This window comes from Streptosporangium sp. NPDC004631 (assembly GCF_053601935.1).
Window position 1 is genome coordinate 1 of the sequence record NZ_JBSGCR010000009.1, and the last position, 22,131, is coordinate 22,131.

The following is a 22,131-nucleotide window of genomic DNA, read 5'->3' on the forward strand; positions in this document are numbered from 1 at the left end:
TCGGGGTTGTGGTCGAGGTGCAGGCCGTAGAGCCAGCTCGCCTCGTTGAGGTCGTGGACCCGGCCCGGGCACCTGCGGCACCCCGTGCCGCCGACCGAGTGGGGGTTGGCGTAGGGACTCGCCTTGAGGCCCGGGGCGGCGCGGCCGACGTAGACCGCGCCAGCGGGGACACGGCCGTGGAACAGGTCGCCGACGACTCGGACGCGGCGGGGGTCAGCCATGGGTGTCGGCCTCCAGGTCGCAGGGGCCCGCCGCGCAGGTCTCGCACCGCCAGGCGCCGCTGACCTGCGTCCAGCCGTACTGGGGCAGGACCCCTGCCGCCTCGGCCAGATCGACGAAGTGCATCTGACCGTCCTCGTCCTCGTCGAACACGTACTCGCAGCACCCGCAACGGACCACCACGCACGGCTGGTCGAGGCGGCGCGGCGCCGGCGTCCCGAGGGGCCCGCGGTAGGTGGACGCCTCCTCCTGGGCGAGCTCCTCGGTGCTGAAGTGGGGGACGCCGTCGGTGTCACCCGCGTCGGTGCCGCAGGGGTAGGTGAGGGTCCAGCAGGGGGTCATCGGGACTCCGGGGTGGTGATGAAGGGTGGGGGCCGTCGCGAGCGCGGCCAGGGCGCGGGTCACAGCGGGTACGCCGACGGAGTCGGTTCCGAACGCGGCAGGAGGCCGTTGCGCTCCCACGCGATGTGCATCTGAGCCGCCATGACCTGGGCGGCCGACGCGAACCGGTCGGCCTCGTCGGGGGTCACGAACTCGATGTCCACTCCGCAGACGCGCAGCCCCGACGTGGGGGAGCCGTGAGGGTGGTGGCGAACGCCGGTGAACTCGGCGCCGCCGCGAAGGTTGAGCTTGGCCCGGACCTCGAACTGCTCAGGTTCGTCGGTGCGATGGTGCGGATACGGATCTTGCATGGGATCCTCCTTGGGGTGGCCCCCGCCGTGTAAGAGACGGCGGGGGTCGCTCAGGTAGCGAGATGAAGGGCGAGGGCCAGGAGCCCGGCGAGCAGGACCACCGCCAGGAGCAGCAGGGTCAGGTGGCCGCACCGGCGCGGAGCCCGGTGACGGCCGGGCTCACGGCGGTCGGGACGGTGAACCATCAGAACGGGGGCTCGGTGCTCAGCTGCAGCCAGCCGTGGACGGTCAGCGACCGCACCCACGCCTGCCGGCCAGGCCGACGGGCCAGCCGCAGCGCGTGATCCGCGTCCCGCGCCGGGGTGGCCGGAGCCTGATCCGGATCGCCACCGTCAGCGGTGACGCCGTACTCCTCACGCACAGGCAGCCCCCGCCAGTAGGCCAGCGCCTCCTGCAGGTCATGCGCCTGAGCCAGTAGGCCGGACACGGCCGCCAGGACCTCCCGGCAGTGCTCAGGGACGCCGGACAGGTCCTCGCCGAGGGCCTTGTGGTAGGCGTCGGCGATCGCGCTGAGGTCCAGCGGGGCCAGCTCGTCGTCCGGCGGCTCAGGCTCGCGGTCGTCGGCCAGGTCGTTCAGGTCGTACTCACGTCCGTGTTCGTCCTCGACGATCATCGGATCTTCTCCTTCTTGAGGTGATGGGGGATGAGGGGTGGGCCGGGGCCCCGCCCGAGACCGGGCAGGGAGCACCGGGGGTCAGGGAGTCAGGTCGGACGGGGAGCCGTACCGGGGATCCATCTGCTGAAGAGCGAGGTCCCGGGGGCAGCAGCCGCAGGGCTCACCGGTCTCGGTCGGACAGGAGGGCGTCGACGGGGCGGGCGGCTCCATCACGGCGTCGCCTCCTCCAGATCCGCCGGATCCGCCCCGTACTCCTCCGGAGCGATCCAGGAGCCGACCGACGTGGGATAGCGCCACCCCTGGCCGGCGACGGCCACCGGCACGTCAGCGGGGTCGATCCCGGTCTCCACCAGGTAGCCCAGGCCGTAGGCCGCGGCCCGGTTCTTCTCCACCCAGCCGTGACAGCCGGTCGTGCCCGACCCGCACAGCAGCAGCAGATTCACCGCGGTGTTCTCACCGCCCCGGCCGCGGGGGATCCGGTGATGGATGGAGTCCTCGTCGCGGGCCGGCGCCTTGCCGCATCGCACGCACCGGCCGCCGTCCCGCGCCTCGACCAACGCGCGGGTCTTCGCCGACGGCCCGGTGTCCGAGGTAGGGAAATCCAAGTGCCAGCCGTTGAGGCACTTGCGCGCGCGGACCGGCAAGACCCGGGAGACCCCCATGGCCTTCATGCGGTCCCACCGGCGCTGGGCCTCGGCCTCGGTCGCGAAAGTCTCGCGGGGACAGCACGGGCGGACGCGGGTCTTCATCGCCCCTCCCGCGAGATCCCAGACTCATCAGCGGCGACCTCGACCAGCCCCCGCAGCCCGGCCGGGAGCACCCACCCGCCGGCGCCCCGCTCGCACGCCGCCGCGGTACGGAAGATGAGCTCCACGTGGAGGCCACCGAGAGAGCCTGTGATCTCCAGCCAGTGATCGGGCTGATCGCTGAACGGCTTGAGCCGCGCGACAGGCCGGTCCATCGCCGCGGCGTAGACGACGGCCTGCCGGACCACGCCGCCAACAACGAGGTGGCTGACGAAGACCGTCACCGGCCGCTCAAGACCGCCCTCGTAGGGCAGGCCCAGGTGCGGGTGCTGCTCCAGCAAATCGGCCAGGGTGCGCAGGCCCTTGATGTACTCGGCTCGGTCAGTCATGGGTGTCCTTTCGTCGGGATCGGGTGGGGGTCAGGGGGTGGAAGCCGGCGAGCGGCCCGGCCGCGGCGTGCTCCTGGTCTGGCGCCGCACATAGGCGTGCAAGGACTCGCGCGGGACGCGGCTCTTCGACTTGCTGCTTCCGGGGGTCGCGACGTCGGTTGTGTCCAGCTCTCCTGCGGCGATGAGCCGATATACGTGGGTCTCGCTGGCTCGGAGAGCGTCCGCGACTTCGTCGATCCGCAGGAGCATCGGCTCCGGCTGAGGTGATGATGAATCACCATTTTTCCAGGGACGGAAAAGGGTGTCGGTGGGGACGCCGAGGGTGGAGGCGAGGGCGTCGGCCGATCTGCGGCTCGTCGAGCGGCGATGGCCACTGCGCAGCCAGCCGATCGTCTGCCTGTTGACCCCGCTGGCGGCGGCCAATGCGACGGCGGAGTTGAACCGGCCGTCGATCAGCCGGTTCAGCTCGGCGCGGTCCGTCAGCACCATCTGTGGACGGCCGGGCATGCTGGTACCTCCCGAAGAGATGTAGGCAATCTTAGGTGGTGATGCATCATCACTTTACGATTGGAGAGCTGGAATGTCTACTCATCTCGGCGAGCCGGGTCGCATTGATAAGGGCATTGATTTAATGTCGGCATCTTGTTGCATGCGCTCGTAGCGTGTAGAACGGACAAGTTGCAACAAATCGGTGGTGGGTCATCACCGCATACTTGAGGGGACGCGGACTGTGGGTGAGCACCGGAGTGGGACCGGCGCGCGGCTCAGCAGGTACGTCGAGGACTACATGACACGCACAGGGGTCTCGGTCCTGGCTCTCGCCAGGCGATGTCGGGACCCCGAAACAGGCGAAGAACTCCTACCTCAATGGGTGAGACATCTGGTCGAAGGGCGGGTCCCTCGCTCGCCGGAGCCATGGCGATATCGTGCTCTAGCAGCGGGGATGGGAGTCGAGGTCGAGCTCGTGAAGAGGTTGGCTGCCGCCCAGTGGATCGGAGTCGACCTCGTAGACGCGGGCGAGGGGGAGTGGATCACCGTTGAGGTCCCACCCGGCCTGAGTGACTCCGACAGGCAGATCGTCATCGAGACCGCACGGAGTCTCGCACATCGGCTCGCAGGTGAAGCTGACGGTAGTCAGTAGCGGTAAAGTTACGCTTTGCTAACTGCGGTGATGACGCATCATCCTCACGGGCATACTCGGACGTCTGTACGAATAGCGTCAACCGTTCCAATTGCCGGATGGTCGCCCCTATGTACAAAGTCCGCTACAGGCCGCTGCCGCCTGACCGTGTGTCGCTCGATCCGGTACTGATCCGTGCAGTGCCGAGCCGGCACGCGATCTATGCGTACGTCGACATGTCCCAGCTCGACCCTGCGCTCATACCGTCGCTGGAGACCATCGGGGAGGGCACCACGTCTATATACGACTGGCGGCCAGATGGCCCCGCAGCCGATCCGGCCGTCGAGCTCCGGGTCCACCGCGTCCGGCAAGTGCCAGGATCGGGGTTGGCGATGGTCGAGATCGCGCCCGGCGTGATCCACCTCAGCGTCGACCGGGATCTCATGAAGGCCGACCTCGCCGAGCGGCTCGGCGCGCATGCCACACAGTTCATGCGTCTCATGCAGTAATCCCCCTACCCTCTCGGAGGACCGACTACCGATGGCGCGCTACCGACGCCTGCCGTCAGGGAAATGGCAGGCGACCGTCGATCTGCCGTCTGGGCGGCGCATCACCGCATCCGACAAGCTCAAGGCGGCCGTCCAGCAGTGGGCGAAGGAACAGGAAGCCAAGATCGCCCAGGGGTACAAGGTCGACCCGCGAGCTGGTCGTCTCACGGCGGGGGAGTGGTACGACACCTGGTGGCCAGCCCGCGTCGTCGAAGATGAGACCCGCCGCGGTGATGATGCTCAATTTCGGCTGCGCATTCTTCCTTATTGGAAGGAATGGAGACTCGGCGATATCGGCCGCATCAACGTCCAAGAGTGGGTGCGGCAGATGGAGAAGAAAGGTGTCGGCCGGCACGCGATCCGCAGGTCGTACAACCTCCTGGCGAGCATGCTTGGCGATGCTGTCCTGGAGGGCATCATCCCGGTGTCGCCGTGTCAGAAGGTCACGCTGCCCGCGACGCCGCCGAAGCTCCCATTGTGGTTCGTCCCGGCGCAGGTCGCTGCGATTGTTGCTGAACTTCCTGAGGGGCACGGGGTGATGACCGACCTCATGTGCTACGCCGGACCCCGGTGGGGAGAGGCGGCCGGCGTCTGCGGCGCTGAGCGTGACGACGGCAGAGGCAACCCGATTGACTGGCTCCGCGGGAAACTCGCGATCCGAGGCGTTGTCTCGCAGCAGGGGAAATGGAAGGAGTACCCGAAGAACTCCTCTTCTCGTCGTGAGGTGCCGGTGCCCCGGTGGGCACTCGACCGGATGGCCCCGCTGATTGCCGACCGGGGCCGGGACGCCTTCGTGTTCGTCGCCCGGCGCCGGTCGCCCGGGAGTAATGAGTACGCCCTCCTGTCGGGGGCGAACTGGCGGGTCGTCTGGTACCAGGCGATCGACGCCGCGAACGAGAAGATCCGCGCGGCGAACCGCGGGCTGCCCGTCGCCGAGCGGGTTGAGCCGGTGCCGCGATACGACCCGCATGACTGTCGGCATACGGCGGCGAGTTGGCTCGTGCAGGCCGGGGTTGATCTGTACCGGGTTAAAGATCTCCTCGGCCACTCGTCGTATCAGACAACTCTTCGGTATGCGCATCTCGCCCCCGGCGCGCACGGGGAGATCGAGGCGGCCTGGTCGAAGATCGATGCGCACCAGATGCGCATGGAGCTTGATCATGAGGCGGGAAGTGGGGGGTGAGCTCCGAGGATGGAAATTTCATCTGTTCCCGATGACCCACCACGTGGAGTGCGTGACCCTGCTGGTCAAGGACGCGGTCTAGCCTTTGGCCCGCGGGATGCGCTATCACCTCTAGCGGGCGATGTCGGCGAGGAGGCGTGTCACGCCGGTGGTGGGGGTGGCGCCCCGGGTGGAGAGCCAGGCCAGTCCGTTACGGCTGGTGAAGGCGGCGAGTCTGCGGGCGTCGGCCATGTTCAGGTCGCGGGGGCCGGTCAGGACGGGGGTGAGGGCGACCCGGCGCCAGGAGGTGGAGCCGCCCAGGGATCGGGCGATCTGAGGGTGGGCGGTGCGGACGGCCGAGGCGACCGAACGCAGGCGGGGCCGTCCGGCGGCCCCGTCCTGGATCGGGACCAGGAGGTTGACCGTGGTGATCTCGGCGCCGCCCTCCCTGGTGGTGCGGAGCATCTCCTGGTCGTCGCGGGTCAGCCCGGCCCCGGTCACCGGCAGGGTGAAGCTCACCGTGAGGGGACGGCCGCCGGCGGCGGCCTCCCGCTGGAGGGCCGCGATCGCACTCGCGCGGCGCAGTACGGTCTCCCCGTCGGCCGGACCCCGGATCTCGAAGTCGATGTAGCCGGCGCCGAAGGCGTCGACCGCCTGCCGGTAGGCGTTGAGAAGACGGCCGGGGTCGGTGCAGGCGGCGGCCAGCTCGCGCCCGACGGGGCCGCCGAAGACCAGCCCGGCGTCGCCGCCCGCCGCGCGCAGGCGGCCCAGCCGGGTGGGGGCGGGGACGCCACCTCGTCTCCGCGGCCCCGCCCAGCCTGGGGTGCAGCCGCCCGGTCCGGCGGTGAGGTGTCCGAGGGTGAACCAGCGGACACGGCCCCGCCTGGCGGGCCTGGGCAGCGGAGGGAGCGGGGCGCGGGCCGCGTTCACGAAGGTCACGAACCCCGACGGGCGGGTGATCCGTCCGGGCGGCCGGTCGGCGGGCCGGGCGGCCGGTGAGGGGGGCGCCGTGGCGGTGGCGGGGGGCGCGGGGCGGCCCAGGTGCTCGTCCGGCTTGGCGGGCAGCAGCCAGATCGCGACGCCGGTCCCGGTGACGAGCGCGACCCACGCGAGAGCGATGACGGACCGGGGCGGGGTGCCGGGCTCGCGGGCGCGGCGGGCGGTGGGACGGTCCGTCGTCGTCGGCATGGGGCCACCTCCTCGGCTGCACCGGGCGATCGCGGGGAGTGCTCGACCCGTCACGTGGCGCACCGGAGGTCCGAACGCTAGCAAGTGTCCCCGCCACGGCGTTGGCTTTCTACGGATGCCGTCCGTAGTGCCCGGATAATGATGTTCATCTCCGTCAAGTCATCAATAACCCATGGCCGGGTAGATCGGACATCAGGCAGACTGAGCCAGGTGTTGCTCACGATCTCCACGACCCTGCGGCCGGCCACGGATCTCGGATTCCTGCTGCACAAGCATCCGGACCGGGTTCAGGAGTTCGCCCAGTCGTACGGCGTGGCCAGGGTCTTCTACCCGGAGGCGGGCGAGGAGCGCTGCACAGCGGCGCTGCTGCTCGACGTCGACCCGATCGGCCTGGCGCGCTCGCGCGGCCGGTCCACGCCCGACCACGCGCTGGGGCAGTACGTCAACGACCGGCCCTACGCCGCGTCGTCGCTGCTGGCGGTCGCGCTGGCGGAGGTGTTCCGCACGGCGCGCGCCGGGCACTGCCGCAGCCGTCCCGAGCTGGCCGCCGGGCCGATCCCACTGGAGATCGCACTGCCCGTGCTGCCGTGCAGGGGCGGCCCGGACCTGGCGCACCGGCTGTTCGAACCGCTCGGCTGGGCGGTCGGGGCGGACGCCGTACCGCTGGACGAGGGGTTTCCCGAGTGGGGTGACTCGCGCTACGTCCGGCTGTCGTTGCGCGGTGAGGTCCGTCTGGCCGACGCGCTCAACCACCTGTACGTGCTGCTCCCGGTGCTCGACGACTCCAAGCACTACTGGGTCGCGTCCGACGAGGTGGACAAGCTGATCAGGGCGGGTGAGTCCTGGCTGGCGGCCCACCCGGAGAGGAGCCTGATCACCCGCCGCTACCTGGGCCGCAGCCGGGCACTCACCCGCGCCGCCTTCGCCCGCCTGGCCGAGCTGGGCGACGATGTGGAGGAGGACCTCGACCCCCCGGTCGAGGAGGACTCCCCGATGCCCGCCTCCGGTTCCGAGGCCGTCTCGGCGTCCCGGATCGCTCCCGGTCCCGAGTCCACCGCCGAGCCCCTCCCCGGCTCTGTTCCCGAACCGGCGCCCGTCCCCGAGCCCGTCTCCGGGTTTGAGCCCGGCTCCGGGCAGGCGGGGGAGGTGCCCAGGCGGCCCCTGAACGTCCTGCGGCGCGAGGCGGTGCTCGGTGTGCTGGAGGAACTGGGCGCGCGCACGGTCATCGACCTGGGGTGCGGGTCGGGGCAGCTGGTCGGGGAACTGCTGGGCAGACCGGGGCTGACGAAGGTGGCGGGCGTGGACGTGTCGGCGCGGGCCCTGGCCCTCGCGGCCAGGAGGCTGAGGCTCGACCGGATGCCCGACCGGCTGCGGGAGCGGCTGGAGCTGTTCCAGGGCGCGCTGACCTACACCGACGAGCGGTTCGCCGGATATGACGCCGCCGTGCTCATGGAGGTGGTCGAGCACGTCGATCCGCCTCGGCTGGGCGCGCTGGAGCGGGTCGTCTTCGGTGCCGCCCGGCCGGGAAACGTGATCGTGACGACCCCCAACGCCGAGTACAACGTGCGTTACGAGTTCCTGGACGGCATGCGTCACCCCGACCACCGTTTCGAGTGGACCCGGGCCGAGTTCCGGGCGTGGGCGGCGAGGGTCTGCGACGAGTACGGCTACCGTGTCGCGTTCCGCCCGGTCGGCGACGACGACCCACAGGTGGGGCCACCCACCCAGATGGCCCTGTTCGCCGTCGTGGACGGCGGGAACGCCGGAGGCGGCGGGGAGGAGACCCGGGACGCCGCAGGAGAGGGAGGCGGAAATGGTTGACATCGCGGTGCCGGAGATGTCGCTGGTCGTGCTCGTGGGGGTGTCGGGCAGCGGGAAGTCGACCTTCGCCCGCAGGCACTTCACACCGACCCAGGTGATCTCCTCCGACTTCTGCCGGGGCCTGATCGCCGACGACGAGAACGATCAGTCCGCCACCCCCGACGCCTTCGACGTGCTCAACTACATCGTCGCCACCCGCCTGCGACGGGGCCTGCTGACCGTGGTGGACGCCACCAACGTCCAGTGGGAGGCGCGGAAGAGGCTGATCGACCTGGCCAGGTCACACGACGTGCTGGTCGACGCGATCGTCCTGGACGTGCCCGAGCGGGTGGCGATCGACCGCAACGCGGACAGACCCGACCGGGCCTTCGGGCCGCACGTGGTCCGGCGGCAGTGCAAGGAGCTGAGGCGGTCCATGGGAAAGATCTCCCGGGACGGCTTCCGGCGGGTCCACGTGCTGCGCGGGGTCGAGGAGATCGAGGCCGCCGTGGTCGCCCGGGAGCGGGCCTGGACCGACCGGCGCGAGCTGGCGGGGCCGTTCGACATCGTCGGCGACGTGCACGGCTGCCGCGCCGAACTGGAGACGCTGCTGCGCGCCCTGGGCTGGGAGGTCGATCCCGGCGGCGTCGGCGCGGCACACCCCGAGGGCCGGACGGCGGTCTTCGTCGGTGACCTCGTGGACCGGGGGCCGGACTCGCCGGGCGTGCTCCGCCTGGTCATGGGCATGGTCGAGGCGGGGACGGCCCTGTGCGTCTCGGGTAACCACGAGCAGAAGCTGGCCCGCGCGCTCAACGGGCGCAAGGTCAAGGTCGCCCACGGGCTGGGGGAGTCCCTGGACCAGTTCGACGCCTGCCCCGAGGAGTTCCGCAAGGCCGCGCTGATCTTCATGGACGGCCTGATCAGTCACTACCAGCTCGACGGGGGCAGGCTTGTCGTGGCGCACGCCGGGTTGAAGGAGGCGTACCACGGCCGCGCCTCCGGCCGGGTGCGCTCCTTCGCGCTGTACGGAGACACCACCGGCGAGACCGACGAGTACGGTCTGCCGGTGCGTTACCCCTGGGCGAGGGAGTATCGCGGCCGGGCCATGGTCGTCTACGGTCACACCCCGGTCCCCGAGCCCGAGTGGATCAACAACACGATCTGCCTCGACACCGGCGTGGTGTTCGGCGGGAGGCTGACCGCGCTGCGCTACCCGGAGCGGGAGATCGTCTCGGTGCCCGCGGAGCGGGTCTGGTACGAGCCGGCCAGGCCGCTCACCGCCCCCGGCCACCGCGAGCCCGGCGTGCTCTCCATCGAGGACGTCCGGGGCGCCAAGCACATCGAGGTGCGGTACGGGGGTGGCCGCATCAAGGTCCGGGAGGAGAACTCGGCCGCCGCGCTGGAGATCATGAGCCGGTTCGCGGTCGATCCGCGCTGGCTGGTCTACCTGCCGCCCACGATGGCGCCGCCGGAGACCTCCGGGCTCGACGGCTACCTGGAGCACCCGGCCGAGGCGTTCGCCGAGTTCGCAGCCGCCGGGGTCGGCCGGGTCGTGTGCGAGGAGAAGCACATGGGGTCGCGGGCGGTGGCCGTACTGGCCAGGGACCCGGGGGTCGCGGCGGCGCGGTTCGGGGTCACCGACGGGACCGCCGGGGTGGTCCACACCCGGACGGGCAGGCCCTTCTTCGACGACACCACCGAGCTGGTGGACCGGCTCAGGCGGGCGTGCGCGCCGCTCATGGACGAGCTGGGATCGGACTGGCTCGTCCTCGACTGCGAGTTGCTGCCCTGGTCGGCCAAGGCGGAGGGGCTGATTCGCAGCCAGTACGCGGCGGTGGGCGCCGCGGCCCGCACCGCGCTGCCCGAGGCCGTCGCCCTGCTGGAGGCGGCGGCCGGGCGCGGGGTGGATGTGGGCGATCTGTTGGGCCGCACCCGCCGCCGCCACGTCAACGCTGCCCGGTTCAGGGACGCCTATGCGCGTTACTGCTGGCCGGTCTCCGGCCTGGACGGGGTACGGCTGGCGCCGTTCCAGATCCTGGCCTGTGAGGGGCGGGCGACCGCCGTGCACGAGCCGCACTCCTGGCATCTGGAGATGCTCTCCCGGCTTGACGACCCGCTTGTCGCGCCCACCCGGCACGTGTTCGTGGACCTGGCCGTACCGGAGTCCAGGGACGCGGCGACGGTCTGGTGGTCGGCGCTCACCGCCGCCGGTGGGGAGGGCATGGTGGTCAAGCCACTGGACCGGCCGGTCTGGACGGGGGAGGGCGGCGCCGATCCCACGGAGGCGGCGGAGGCGCGGGTGACGGAGACGAGGCCGGGTGAGGCCGGCCGCGGGACCCGGGTGCAGCCGGGGATCAAGGTGCGCGGGCAGGAGTATCTGCGGATCATCTACGGCCCCGACTACACCGAGAGCCTGGAGATCCTGCGCCACCGCTCGCTGGGCCGCAAGCGCTCGCTCGCCCTGCGCGAGCACGCCCTGGGGTTGGAGGCGCTGTCGAGGCTGACCGAGGGCGAGCCGCTCTGGCGGGTGCACGAGGCCGTCTTCGCGATTCTGGCGCTGGAGTCCGAGCCGGTGGACCCGCGTCTGTGATTCCCGGGTAAAGACCGGTGAAGAAGGAGGGCATATTACCGATTGCGACGATGGTCCCCTCCGTCCCGCTCCCTAGTGTGGAGATTCGAACCACCAGGGGGGAACGTCGTGGAATTCCGGCATTTCGATCGTGCGGCGCTGCGAGAGGTCGTCTCCATGAACGATGCGCTGGGGGTGCTGTCGTTCTACGTGACCGCCTCCCCGCGGGAGGAGTCGTCGGTCCGGCCCGCATGGCGGATCCGCTTCGGCAACGAGCTGTCCGCCCTGCGGGAGCGGGTGGCGGCGGATCCGGACCGTGCGCGGCGGATGGCCGTGCTCAAGCGGCTGGAGGAGCTGGAACTCGACTTCCGGCAGCTGCTCGACCCGTCGGAGTCGGGGCTGGGCCGGGTGATGTTCGTCCCGGTAGGTGACGGCGAGGTCCGGGCCTTCTCCTTCCAGCTGCCGGTCGCCGACCAGATCGTGATGGAGTCGACGGCCTACGTGCGCCCGCTGGTCAACACGGTCGAGGCCGCGCCGCCCGCCGGGCTCGTCGTCCTGTCCCGCGACGGGCTACGCATGATCGACTATCGGTACGGCCTGGCCGAGGACATCGGCAGGACCCCCTTCGAGATCGTCTCGGAGGACTGGAAGCAGATGCGCGGTCCCGCGTCCTCGGAGCAGGCCCGGCAGGCCGCGACGCACCGGGACAAGTTCGAGCGGCGCGTCGAGGAGAACCTCGCCAGGCACCTGCGCACCGCCGGGTCCCGGGTGACCGAGGAGGCCGGCAGCCGGGGCTGGCAGACGATCGTGCTGCTCGGAGACGTCCAGCTGACCGAGATGGCGGCGCCGGCGGTGAGCGGCGACGTCATCCAGGTCGACGCGGTGGTGGACTCGCTGCCTCCGTCGAAGCTCGCCGAGTACGTGGAGCCTCAGTTGCTGGCCGCCAGGACCCGGCACGGTGTGGGGCTGGTGAACCGGGTCAAGGACGCCGCGCTGTCCGGCGGGCAGGGCGCCCTGGGCCTGGGACCGGCGCTCGCCGCGCTGAACGAGAGCAGGGTGTCGCAGCTGTTGCTGGACGAGTCCCGCGAGTGGAGCGGCACCCGCGCGGCCGACGGGCGCCTCTACCCGCCGGAGGTGGTCGCGGAGGGGGAGTCGCCGCAGACGCTCGTGCGGGAGCCCACGATGGGGGAGCGGATGATCGAGCGGGCACTGGACATCGACGCCGAGGTGATCGTCCTGGACGGTGAGGCCGCGGAGACGCTCGCCGAGTTCGACGGGGTCGCCGCGATTCTGCGCTGGTAAGGCCGGTGAGGGGGCTCCCGCCCGTGGTCCGCCGGCCGGGTCACCCGGCCAGGCCGCCGTCTCCCGTCTCTCCGGTTCTCCCGCCCGCGGTCCCTACGTCTCCGGCTCGCCGGTCCGGTCTCCGGCGTGGGCGTGCATGCACTGCCCGGTGCCCATGCACATCCGGCACTCCTCGGCCACCCGGACGAAGACGATCTCTCCGTTCTCCTGGACGCGGGGTTTCTCCGGAGCCCAGGTTCCGTCGCCGTCGCACCATCGGCATGGCAGCTCGCAGTGGTGCGCGCCTTCGGCTACGTACACTTCCCGCTCCCGCCGCATATGTGGCAATTCTCTGGGGACTTCACCCATATAACCGATCCGTCTTCCTGTTTTCTGGGTCGTTCATAGGTGATCTTGCCTGTTCCGGTGCACTGTCCGCAGTCCGGAACGGGCTTTCCCATGAGGTTCTCCTGAGGTTCTCCCGCGGGTGACGGAGCGGGTCGCCGGGTGCCGCTCCTCCCGAGCGCCAGGCCGCCGGGCCGTGGTCGCGACCCAACGGTAGCCGGGTGCCCCGCCGCCCACGACCGGTTCCGGCGGTCCGCCCTCGGGAGGGTGGTGGCCGGATGACCACACCGAGTCCTCATCCGACCACCATGAGACACTCACCCTAGGGGAGAAACTGAGTTTCCGCAGTTCAGAGCAGAGGCGACACCATGATCGGGAACGGGGCGATCTCGTGGAAGCGGCCCTGTTACGCATGTGTGTTTCGGGGAAAGGACTGTCATGGTCGGTACCACCCCATCGGGCACATCCAGTGAGAACCTGGGGCACGTCGTCTTCATCACGGCCGCGGCTGCGATCGGCGGTTTCCTCTTCGGCTATGACAGCGCCGTCATCAACGGCGCCGTCACCGGTATTCAGCGACACTTCGGCGTCGGTCCGGTCCAGATCGGGTTCGTCGTCGCGATCGCGCTGCTGGGGTCGGCGATCGGTGCGTGGATCGCCGGGCGCATAGCCGACCGCTGGGGGCGTACCAGGACGATGCAGGTGGCCGCGCTGCTCTTCGCGGTCAGCTCCATCGGCCAGGCGCTGCCGTTCGCGATCTGGGACCTGGCCTTCTGGCGGGTGCTGGCCGGCGTCGGGATCGGCATGGCCTCGGTGATCGGCCCCGCCTACATCGCCGAGGTCGCACCGCCCGCCTACCGGGGACGGCTGGGCTCCTTCCAGCAGCTCGCGATCGTGCTGGGCATCGCGGTCTCCCAGCTCGTCAACTACGCGATCGCGCAACTCGCCGGGGGCAACGTCAACAACAGACTGCTCGGCCTGGAGGCCTGGCAGTGGATGCTCGGCGCCTGTCTCGTACCGGCTCTGCTCTATCTGCTTTTCTCGACCATCATCCCCGAGTCGCCGAGGTTCCTCATCGCGGTGGGGAGGACGGAGACGGCGCGCGTGGTGCTCAGGGAGGTCGAGGGCGAGGGCGTCGATCTGGACGAGCGGCTGAGGGAGATCGAGAACTCGCTGCGCAGCGAGCGCCGGCCGACGCTGCGCGACCTGCGCGGCCCGTCGCTCGGGCTGCTGCCGATCGTCTGGATCGGCATCCTGCTCTCGGTCTTCCAGCAGTTCGTCGGCATCAACGTCATCTTCTACTACTCGGCGTCGCTGTGGCAGTCGGTCGGCATCAACCAGAGCGACTCGCTGCTGATCAGCTTCTCCACCTCGATCATCAACATCGTCGGCACCTTCATCGCCATCGCGCTGGTCGACCGGATCGGCCGCAGGCCGCTGCTGCTGATCGGCTCGGCCGGCATGACGGTCGCGCTCGGCGTGGCCGCGTGGGCGTTCAGCGCGGGCATCCCCAGTGGGGACACGGTCAGGCTGCCCTCGACGCAGGGGGCCGTCGCCCTGGTCGCCGCGCACGTCTTCGTGCTGTTCTTCGCGCTGTCGTGGGGTGTCGTGGTCTGGGTGCTGCTCGGCGAGATGTTCCCCAACCGGATCAGGGCCGCCGCGCTCTCGGTGGCCGCCGCGGCCCAGTGGGTGGCCAACTGGCTGATCACCGTCTCGTTCCCGTCCCTGGCCAAGTGGAGCCTGGCCGGAGCATATGTGGGCTACGCCGTCTTCGCCGCGCTGTCGCTGGTCTTCGTGTGGTTCAAGGTGCGGGAGACCAAGGGGCGCAAACTGGAGGACATGGGTTAGGTTTCCCCCATGCCTCCGGCGAACCCCGTACCTCCGGCGCGGACCGCGCCGCCGACCAGGGCCGAGCTCGACGCGGCCGCGGACCGGACGATCGACGACGTGCTCGGGCCGTCCCTGGACGTGCTGTTCTGCGGTATCAACCCGGGCCTCTACTCGGCGGCCACCGGGCACCACTTCGCCCGCCCCGGCAACCGCTTCTGGCCCGCGCTGTACCGGTCGGGGTTCACGCCCCGGCTGTTCGCCCCGGCGGAGCAGTGGGAGCTGCCCTCCTACGGGCTGGGGATCACCAACGTGGTCGCGCGGGCCACCGCGCAGGCGGCGGAACTGTCCCCCGAGGAGTTCCGCGAGGGAGGCGTACGGCTGGCGAGGCTGGTCGCCGAGGTCCGGCCCCGGGTGCTGGCGGTGGCGGGGGTGACCGCCTACCGGACGGCGTTCGGGCGGCCCAGGGCGGCCATCGGACCTCAGGAGACCGGGATCGGCGACGCGGCCGTTTGGGTGCTCCCCAACCCCAGCGGGCTGAACGCCCACTGGACGCCGGATCGGATCGCGGGGGAGATGCGGCGGCTCAGGGAGTCTCTCCCCCGGCCGACCACCTGACGCGGCGGCCGAGCCGCCGGGCGTGCGCCTCGGCCGGGTGGTGCCGGCGCCCGCGGTGCGACATCCCCAGCACGGCCATCGCCAGCCAGGCGACGAGGATGAACTTGAACACCGCGAACCCGGTGAGGGCCGTCGCCGCGATCAGGGCCACGAGCAGCAGGGGGAAGGCCCTCGGCCCGCTCCGGTGGCCCATCCGGTGGTGGTGCCGGGCCGCGGGGCGCGGATCGGCCCACCCCCGGTGGTGCCGGAGACGCCCGCGCGCTCCACGCCACTCCCCGGGGCCGGCATGACCGGCCCAGGGCGGCCACGGGCCCTCCCCGCCGCCCATGGCCCCGTCGGGGCCCTCAGGCCGGCCGGGGTGGGAGCCGTACAGGTCGGGGAGGTCGGCGCCCGCCAGGGCCAGGTCGCGGCCGGTCCGCGCGGACAGGACCAGTTCGAGGCGTTCGTCGAGCTCCTCGTGGGTCAGCCGGCCCTGCGCGTAGTGCTCACGCAGGGCCGTCATGGCCGCGTCGCGCTCGGCGTCTCCGATGCGGAGATCGTCTGGGGACGTCATCGTGGGGTCACTCCTCGCCGGGGTCGCCGTCGGCCAGGATCCGGTAGAGGCTGCGGCGCGTCTCGATCATGATCTGCCTGGCCTGCCGGATCTGCGCCTCGCTCCCGGTCTGCAGAACCTGGAGCATGGCGAACCCCGACTGGCGGGCCAGGTCCATCAGCTCCCAGGTGCTGTCGCCGATGTCGGGGGTCATCTCCTCCCAGGGGGCGCGCACCTCGTCGGGGTGCTCGGCCACGTAGGCCAGGCCCGCCTCGGTGAGCCGGAAGGACTTGCGGCCGTCGTTCTCCTCGGACAGGACCAGGCCCTCGTCGGTGAGCTGCTGGAGTGCCGGGTAGACCGCGCCCGGGCTGGGCTTCCACCCGCCCTGGCTGCGCTGGGCGATCTCCTGGATGATCTGGTAGCCGTTCCGCGGCTCCTCGGAGAGCAGGGCGAGGATCGCGGCGCGGACGTCGCCCCGCTTGGCCTTGCGCCCCCGCCCGAACGGGCCTCCCCCGCCGAAGGGACCGCCGCCGCCGAAGGGACCGCCGCCGCCGAACGGGCCACCCCTGCCGAACGGGCCGCCGCGGCCGAAGTCCCAGGGGAAGGAGCCGCCGGGGAAGGGCCCGCCGCGCCGCTCCCTGTGCCGGTGCTCGTGTGGACCGAAACCGTGCGGGCCGTGGTCGTGGGGGCCGTGCTCGTGCGGGCCCGGAGCCCCGTGCCGCCAGTCGGCGGCCATGCCTCTGAAGGTCTCCCGCGCGGCCCGCTTCAACCGGCGCCGGATCTCGTGTGGGTTGGCGTGGGCCCAGGGGCCGCCCATCGCTTCTGCGGAAGTCACGGTGCCTCCCTTATCGCGATCGTCTTTCGATCGCTCTCGATGCTTCAAAGATATATCGAGAACATTCTAACGACAACCCTCGCCCGACGACTCCGCCCCCTCTTTCGACAGTCACGGAGAGTGGTCATTCCATGACTCGACAAAAAAGTGACGTAGATCACGTAATTCTCGGCCGAATCTGGAACAAGTACCGAGACCTGCACGTTACAAAGGACATAGACGGGATTCGTTCCGTGCCGGAAGGGCTGGGGGGTGCTTTCGGTGCGGAACGGTCCCGTCTGTTGTTTCTCAGGCGCGAGACGGGATTCGCCGGAGATTTTTCGGTGAACCCCTCGCGCGGCGGGCGTTGGCGGACGCCCCTCCGCCGGAGATTCCCGCAGGTCGGCCAGGTGTGCCGCGCCGATCTCCCATCGCCGGCCCCCGGCCCGTCCCAGGTGTCGGCCTCGACGACCGCTCATCCGGTGCTCTCGCGGTACGGGAACGTTCCAGCGGGCGGATCCCCGCGCACCGCCGGTCGTGCCTCCCGGCAGTCACCTCGGCCCGGCGCGCGGTCCCAAAGGTCCGGGGCGTGGTCTCAGGCTCCCCCGGAGCGGTCTGGCATCGGCGCGTACGGCGGGCGCCCGGTGCGTGCGGGTAATCCCGGAATCCAGCAAAAACGAATGGCTCTCATGTGTCAGATTGATCTCGCCGGAACGACGCGCCGGTAGTGCAGAATGGCACGGTCCTCTGCTTAAGTCGGGCTTTGCCGTACAGTCGCCCAGCGTGATCATGATGGGAGTGTTTGGCCAATGATGGGGCACACGCACGCGCTGACGGGGGCGGTGGCCTGGCTCGGGGTGGCGCCGACGCTGGCCGCCCTGCCGCTGCTCACGGAGTCCTCCAGGTTCATAGAGACCGGCGTCATGGTGCACGCGCTCACCCCCGCCGAGTTCATCGCCGGAGCGCTGATCTGCGCGGGTGCCGCGATGCTGCCCGACCTGGACCACCCCAGCGCGACGATCGCCCAGACCTTCGGCCCGATCACCTGGGGGCTGAGCAAGGCCGTCGCGTGGCTGAGCGGAGGTCACCGCCACGCCACCCACTCGCTGCTGTTCGCGATCGGGGCCGGGTTCGGCGCCCACTACCTCGCGAGCACCTATCCGATCGGCCGGGACGTCATGGTCCTGCTCCTCATCGGCCTGGCGCTGCGGGCCGTCGGCGTCGGCGTCCCGGGCAAGAAGTTCGCCTCGGCGATGGTCAACATCGGCCTGACGATCGGGCTGTTCGCGGTGTTCCGCAACGACCACGTGGGCTATGCCTGGCTGGGGGTGGCCGTCGCGGTCGGCTGTCTGGTGCACGTCGTGGGGGACTGCTGCACGGAACAGGGGTGCCCGGTGCTGTGGCCGATGAGGCAGCGCTGGCTGCTGCCGTGGAAGATCGGCATCAAGACGGGCCGCGCCTTCGAGCAGAAGTTCCTGGCCCCGGTCCTCTCCGTCGTCGTCGTCGGGTTGCTGTACTTCCGGCTTGTGCAGGCCTGAGCGTTCTGTGCGGTCCTGAATTTACTGAAGAGTAACTTGATGTCGAGATATATTCCGCGATATCTTGATGTCGAGACATCCGCTGCAACCTGTGGAAGACCCGTCGGTTAGGCATACCTCATCGACGTGGGCGCTCCGGTGGTGCGGCAGGATTCAGGTGTGCCTTTTATGTGGGTGCGTCAGACAACCGGGTGATAAGGGAGGCGAACCGTGTCCGCGAACAGCTTCGGCAGCCGTGACACGCTCCGCGTCGGTGACGCGGAATATGAGATCTACCGGCTGGACGCCGTCGAGGGGTCGGGACGTCTCCCATACAGCCTGAAGATCCTCTTGGAGAACCTGCTCCGTACCGAGGACGGCGCGAACATCACCGCCGACCACATCCGCGCCCTCGGCCAGTGGGACCCGGCGGCCGCGCCCAGCGTGGAGATCCAGTTCACCCCGGCCCGCGTGATCATGCAGGACTTCACCGGGGTGCCCTGTGTCGTGGACCTGGCCACCATGCGCGAGGCCGTACGCGACCTCGGCGGCGACCCCGCCAAGATCAACCCGCTCGCGCCGGCCGAGATGGTCATCGACCACTCGGTGATCGTCGACTTCTTCGGCGGGGCGGACTCCTTCCAGCGCAACGTCGACCGGGAATACGAGCGCAACCGCGAGCGCTACCAGTTCCTGCGCTGGGGCCAGACCGCCTTCGACGAGTTCAAGGTCGTCCCGCCGGGCACCGGCATCGTGCACCAGGTGAACATCGAGCACCTGGCCCGCGTGGTGATGATCCGCGACGGCAAGGCCTACCCCGACACCTGCGTCGGCACCGACTCCCACACCACCATGGAGAACGGCATCGGCGTCCTCGGCTGGGGCGTCGGCGGCATCGAGGCCGAGGCCGCGATGCTCGGCCAGCCGATCTCCATGCTGATCCCGCGCGTGGTCGGCTTCAAGCTGACCGGCAAGCTCCCCGCCGGGGCCACCGCCACCGACCTGGTGCTCACGATCACCGAGATGCTGCGCAAGCACGGCGTCGTCGGCAAGTTCGTGGAGTTCTACGGCGAGGGCGTGTCCAGCGTGCCGCTGGCCAACCGGGCCACGATCGGCAACATGAGCCCCGAGTTCGGCTCGACCTGCGCGATCTTCCCGATCGACGGCGAGACCATCGGCTACCTCCGGCTCACCGGCCGCTCCGAGGAGCAGGTCGCGCTGGTGGAGTCCTACGCCAGGGCCCAGGGCCTCTGGCTGGACCCGGCGGCCGAGGAGCCGGTCTTCTCCGAGTACATCGAGCTGGACCTGTCCACGGTCGTCCCGTCCATCGCCGGCCCCAAGCGCCCGCAGGACCGCATCGCGCTGTCCGACGCCAAGCGGGCCTGGCGCGCCGCCGTCAAGGACTACACCCCGAGCATCCAGGGCCCGACCGACGAGTCGTCCGACGAGTCGTTCCCGGCCTCCGACTCCCCGGCGATCTCCCACGGCGGCAACGCCGACCGGCCGCACGCCGCCGACCTCAACGGCGACCGCCCATACCGGCCGGTCCAGGTCACGCTCTCCGACGGCACCGGCTTTGAGATCGACCACGGTGTGGTGACCATCGCGGCCATCACCAGCTGCACCAACACCTCCAACCCGTACGTCATGATGGGCGCCGCGCTGCTGGCCAAGAACGCGGTGGACAAAGGCCTGACCCGCAAGCCGTGGGTGAAGACCTCGCTGGCCCCGGGTTCGCAGGTCGTCACCGGTTACTTCGACCGGGCCGGCCTCCAGCCGTACCTCGACAAGATCGGCTTCAACCTGGTCGGCTACGGCTGCACCACCTGCATCGGCAACTCCGGCCCGCTGCAGGAGGAGATCTCCGCCGCCATCCAGGCCAACGACCTCGCGGTCACCGCGGTGCTGTCCGGCAACCGCAACTTCGAGGGCCGGATCAACCCCGACGTCAAGATGAACTACCTCGCCTCGCCGCCGCTGGTCGTCGCCTACGCCCTCGCGGGCACCATGGACATCGACCTGAGCACCGAGCCGCTGGGCATCGGGACCGACGGCGAGCCGGTGTTCCTCGCCGACATCTGGCCCTCGCCCGAGGAGATCTCGGCGGTCGTCGCCTCCTCGATCGACCAGGACATGTTCCTGCGCGACTACGCCGACGTGTTCGAGGGCGACGAGACCTGGCGGTCGCTGCCGATCCCGACCGGCAACACCTTCGACTGGGACCCGGCCTCGACCTACGTCCGCAAGGCCCCCTACTTCGACGGCATGCCCCCGCAGCCGCAGCCGGTCACCGACGTCACCGGCGCGCGGGTGCTGGCAAAGCTGGGCGACTCGGTCACCACCGACCACATCTCCCCGGCCGGGTCCATCAAGGTCGGCACCCCCGCCGCCGACTACCTCCGGCAGCACGGCGTCGAGGTCAGGGACTTCAACTCCTACGGCTCCCGCCGAGGCAACCACGAGGTGATGATCCGCGGCACCTTCGCCAACATCCGGCTGAGGAACCTGCTGCTCGACGGGGTGGAGGGCGGCTACACCCGTGACTTCACCCTCGACGGCGGCCCGCAGTCCTTCATCTACGACGCCTCCGCCAACTACCAGGCCGCGGGCATCCCGCTCGTCGTCCTGGCCGGCAAGGAGTACGGCTCGGGCTCCTCCCGTGACTGGGCGGCCAAGGGCACCGCGCTGCTCGGCGTCCGCGCCGTGATCGCCGAGTCCTACGAGCGCATCCACCGCTCCAACCTCATCGGCATGGGCGTGCTGCCGCTGCAGTTCCCCGAGGGCGAGACGGCCGAGTCACTGGGCCTGATCGGCGAGGAGACCTTCGACATCACCGGGGTGGAGCGGCTCAACGAGGGCGCCGTGCCGCGGACCGTCACGGTCAGGGCCGGCGACAGGGAGTTCCAGGCGGTCGTACGCATCGACACCCCCGGAGAGGCGGACTACTACCGCCACGGAGGCATCATGCAGTACGTCCTGCGCTCCCTGCTGGCCAAGAGCTGAGCGAGGGCGGGCGGGGTCCACGGGTCCCCCGCCCATATCGGGGGAGACCCCGGACGACGGCCGCCCGGCGGGAACATCATCCCGCCGGGCGGCTCCGTGCTCCCGGGGGACGTCACCCTCTCCGCCGGGCCTCCGCCGCCGGTTCGGCGGATCACGTGTCCGCCCGCCTTCGCCTTCGCCCGGTGGCAGACGGCCGGTCGCCCGGCTCGGCGGCGCAGGCCGTACGGTCACACTCATGAACCATGAGGTTTTCCTGCTCTGCGCGGTGGGACTGGCGGTGTTCGTCGGGGCGATCGTGCAGGGGGCGGTCGGCTTCGGAGTGGGGATCGTGGCGGCGCCGGTGGTCATGCTGCTCAACCCCGGGGTCGTGCCGGGGGCCGTCCAGGTGGTGAGCGCGGTGATGCCGATGTTCACGCTGGCCGCCGAGTGGCGCAGAGTGGACTGGCGAGGGCTGGGCTTCGCGCTCCTGGGCAGGGTGCCGGGCAGCCTCCTCGGCGGCCTGGTCGTCGTCCAGGTCTCCACCCGGGCGCTGGGCCTGCTCGTCGGGATGATGGTGCTGGTCGCGGTCGGTCTCACCGCCTGGGTGGTGAGCGTGCCGCGCACCGGGCGGACCGTCACGGGGGCGGGCTTCATCTCCGGAATCGCCGGCACCGCGACCGGAATCGGCGGCCCGCCGATGGCCCTGGTCTACCAGAACGCCAAGGGGCCGCAGATCAGGGCCACCCTGGGGATGTTCTTCATGCTCGGCGCCGTCCAGTCACTGATCGTCCTGGCGGTGCTGGACAGGCTCCCACTCCGGGCGCTGACCTTCGGGGCACTGCTGATCCCCTTCCTGATCGCGGGCTTCCTGGTCTCCGGACCGCTACGGCGCTTCCTCGACGGCGGCCGTGTCAGAATCGCCGTCCTCATTCTCGCCAGTGCCTCGGCCCTCGCCCTCATAGCCCAGAACACCATCGGCTGAACCTCCGTCCCTGAATCGTTATCGGCCACAATGGAATGTCGCCACCAAGGGGCTGGCGTTTCCATCGGAACAGAAATAGATTGCCGCGGGCAACCTTCATCCGCTGCTGAAACGTGACCCGGGTCCGTTGTCGTGCAGTTTGTTTCAGAGACGCGGGGAAACCCGTCAGCGTGTTTCTCGCATC

Annotated in this window: 22 protein-coding genes; 10 read left to right on the forward strand and 12 right to left on the reverse strand. The window is 70.3% G+C overall.

The features are described from left to right. The 8 genes from ACWEF2_RS11645 to ACWEF2_RS11680 all read right to left on the reverse strand — a co-directional run. Positions 1-221 (reverse strand): hypothetical protein (locus ACWEF2_RS11645; RefSeq protein ID WP_453814280.1); only part of this gene is annotated, 221 nt, incomplete at its 3' end. Next, positions 214-624, reverse strand: coding sequence for a hypothetical protein (locus tag ACWEF2_RS11650; protein WP_453814282.1), 411 nt, complete (start codon positions 622-624; stop codon positions 214-216). The genes ACWEF2_RS11645 and ACWEF2_RS11650, both read right to left, overlap by 8 nt. Further along, positions 621-911, reverse strand: a complete 291-nt coding sequence (locus tag ACWEF2_RS11655; RefSeq protein ID WP_453814284.1) for a hypothetical protein — start codon at positions 909-911, stop codon at positions 621-623. Before ACWEF2_RS11655 ends, ACWEF2_RS11650 begins: the two co-directional genes overlap by 4 nt. 50 nt (positions 912-961) lie before the next feature. Further along, on the reverse strand, positions 962-1,096 hold the full coding sequence (locus ACWEF2_RS11660; protein WP_453814286.1) for a hypothetical protein: 135 nt from the start codon (positions 1,094-1,096) through the stop codon (positions 962-964). Next, positions 1,096-1,524, reverse strand: a complete 429-nt coding sequence (locus tag ACWEF2_RS11665; protein WP_453814288.1) for a hypothetical protein — start codon at positions 1,522-1,524, stop codon at positions 1,096-1,098. The genes ACWEF2_RS11660 and ACWEF2_RS11665 overlap by 1 nt, the downstream gene beginning before the upstream one ends. 212 nt (positions 1,525-1,736) lie before the next feature. After that, complete coding sequence (locus ACWEF2_RS11670) at positions 1,737-2,276, reverse strand: HNH endonuclease (RefSeq protein WP_453814290.1); 540 nt, start codon at positions 2,274-2,276, stop codon at positions 1,737-1,739. After that, entirely contained in the window at positions 2,273-2,662 is a 390-nt protein-coding gene (locus ACWEF2_RS11675; RefSeq protein ID WP_453814292.1) for a hypothetical protein, read from the reverse strand. Before ACWEF2_RS11675 ends, ACWEF2_RS11670 begins: the two co-directional genes overlap by 4 nt. Positions 2,663-2,692: 30 nt before the next feature. After that, positions 2,693-3,169 carry a helix-turn-helix domain-containing protein gene (locus ACWEF2_RS11680; protein ID WP_453814294.1) on the reverse strand — a complete coding sequence of 159 codons (477 nt, stop codon included), beginning with the start codon at positions 3,167-3,169 and terminating at the stop codon, positions 2,693-2,695. Positions 3,170-3,913: 744 nt separating this feature from the next. Between ACWEF2_RS11680 and ACWEF2_RS11685 the strand changes: the two genes are divergently transcribed. After that, positions 3,914-4,291 carry a hypothetical protein gene (locus tag ACWEF2_RS11685; protein WP_453814295.1) on the forward strand — a complete coding sequence of 126 codons (378 nt, stop codon included), beginning with the start codon at positions 3,914-3,916 and terminating at the stop codon, positions 4,289-4,291. A 31-nt stretch (positions 4,292-4,322) separates the two neighbouring features. After that, on the forward strand, positions 4,323-5,513 hold the full coding sequence (locus tag ACWEF2_RS11690) for a tyrosine-type recombinase/integrase (RefSeq protein ID WP_453814297.1): 1,191 nt from the start codon (positions 4,323-4,325) through the stop codon (positions 5,511-5,513). Between the two features lie 111 nt (positions 5,514-5,624). Here the strand turns inward: ACWEF2_RS11690 and ACWEF2_RS11695 are convergent, their stop codons facing one another. Further along, on the reverse strand, positions 5,625-6,680 hold the full coding sequence (locus ACWEF2_RS11695; protein WP_453814299.1) for a hypothetical protein: 1,056 nt from the start codon (positions 6,678-6,680) through the stop codon (positions 5,625-5,627). Between the two features lie 210 nt (positions 6,681-6,890). Here ACWEF2_RS11695 and ACWEF2_RS11700 point away from each other — a divergent pair, with 210 nt between their 5' ends. The 3 genes from ACWEF2_RS11700 to ACWEF2_RS11710 all read left to right on the forward strand — a co-directional run bounded on the left by ACWEF2_RS11700 (position 6,891) and on the right by ACWEF2_RS11710 (position 12,351). Continuing rightward, a complete protein-coding gene (locus ACWEF2_RS11700) occupies positions 6,891-8,501 on the forward strand; it encodes a 3' terminal RNA ribose 2'-O-methyltransferase Hen1 (protein ID WP_453814301.1) in 1,611 nt (536 codons plus the stop codon). After that, positions 8,494-11,070, forward strand: a complete 2,577-nt coding sequence (locus tag ACWEF2_RS11705; protein ID WP_453814303.1) for a polynucleotide kinase-phosphatase — start codon at positions 8,494-8,496, stop codon at positions 11,068-11,070. Before ACWEF2_RS11700 ends, ACWEF2_RS11705 begins: the two co-directional genes overlap by 8 nt. A gap of 156 nt (positions 11,071-11,226) precedes the next feature. Then, positions 11,227-12,351 carry a VLRF1 family aeRF1-type release factor gene (locus ACWEF2_RS11710; protein ID WP_453814305.1) on the forward strand — a complete coding sequence of 375 codons (1,125 nt, stop codon included), beginning with the start codon at positions 11,227-11,229 and terminating at the stop codon, positions 12,349-12,351. Positions 12,352-12,444: 93 nt separating this feature from the next. Here ACWEF2_RS11710 and ACWEF2_RS11715 read toward each other — a convergent pair whose 3' ends face one another. Next, complete coding sequence (locus tag ACWEF2_RS11715) at positions 12,445-12,651, reverse strand: hypothetical protein (RefSeq protein ID WP_453814307.1); 207 nt, start codon at positions 12,649-12,651, stop codon at positions 12,445-12,447. Positions 12,652-13,113: 462 nt separating this feature from the next. Here ACWEF2_RS11715 and ACWEF2_RS11720 point away from each other — a divergent pair, with 462 nt between their 5' ends. Further along, positions 13,114-14,523: a sugar porter family MFS transporter gene (locus ACWEF2_RS11720; RefSeq protein WP_453814309.1), complete on the forward strand. Its 1,410-nt coding sequence runs from the start codon at positions 13,114-13,116 to the stop codon at positions 14,521-14,523. Positions 14,524-14,532: 9 nt separating this feature from the next. Then, entirely contained in the window at positions 14,533-15,120 is a 588-nt protein-coding gene (gene mug, locus ACWEF2_RS11725; RefSeq protein WP_453814311.1) for a G/U mismatch-specific DNA glycosylase, read from the forward strand. Here the strand turns inward: mug and ACWEF2_RS11730 are convergent. Further along, positions 15,089-15,673 (reverse strand): DUF1707 SHOCT-like domain-containing protein, encoded by a 585-nt coding sequence (locus ACWEF2_RS11730; protein WP_453814313.1) that lies wholly within the window; start codon positions 15,671-15,673, stop codon positions 15,089-15,091. The two genes, mug and ACWEF2_RS11730, sit on opposite strands and share 32 nt — an antisense overlap. A 7-nt stretch (positions 15,674-15,680) precedes the next feature. Next, positions 15,681-16,487: a PadR family transcriptional regulator gene (locus tag ACWEF2_RS11735; protein ID WP_453814315.1), complete on the reverse strand. Its 807-nt coding sequence runs from the start codon at positions 16,485-16,487 to the stop codon at positions 15,681-15,683. Between the two features lie 788 nt (positions 16,488-17,275). Here ACWEF2_RS11735 and ACWEF2_RS11740 point away from each other — a divergent pair. From ACWEF2_RS11740 to ACWEF2_RS11750, 3 genes are all read left to right on the forward strand, one after another. Further along, complete coding sequence (locus ACWEF2_RS11740; RefSeq protein ID WP_355591058.1) at positions 17,276-18,004, forward strand: metal-dependent hydrolase; 729 nt, start codon at positions 17,276-17,278, stop codon at positions 18,002-18,004. Between the two features lie 210 nt (positions 18,005-18,214). After that, positions 18,215-20,986 carry an aconitate hydratase AcnA gene (gene acnA / locus ACWEF2_RS11745; protein WP_453814316.1) on the forward strand — a complete coding sequence of 924 codons (2,772 nt, stop codon included), beginning with the start codon at positions 18,215-18,217 and terminating at the stop codon, positions 20,984-20,986. 235 nt (positions 20,987-21,221) lie between these two features. Further along, positions 21,222-21,947, forward strand: a complete 726-nt coding sequence (locus tag ACWEF2_RS11750; protein ID WP_453814318.1) for a sulfite exporter TauE/SafE family protein — start codon at positions 21,222-21,224, stop codon at positions 21,945-21,947. The last annotated feature ends 184 nt before the right edge of the window (positions 21,948-22,131 follow it).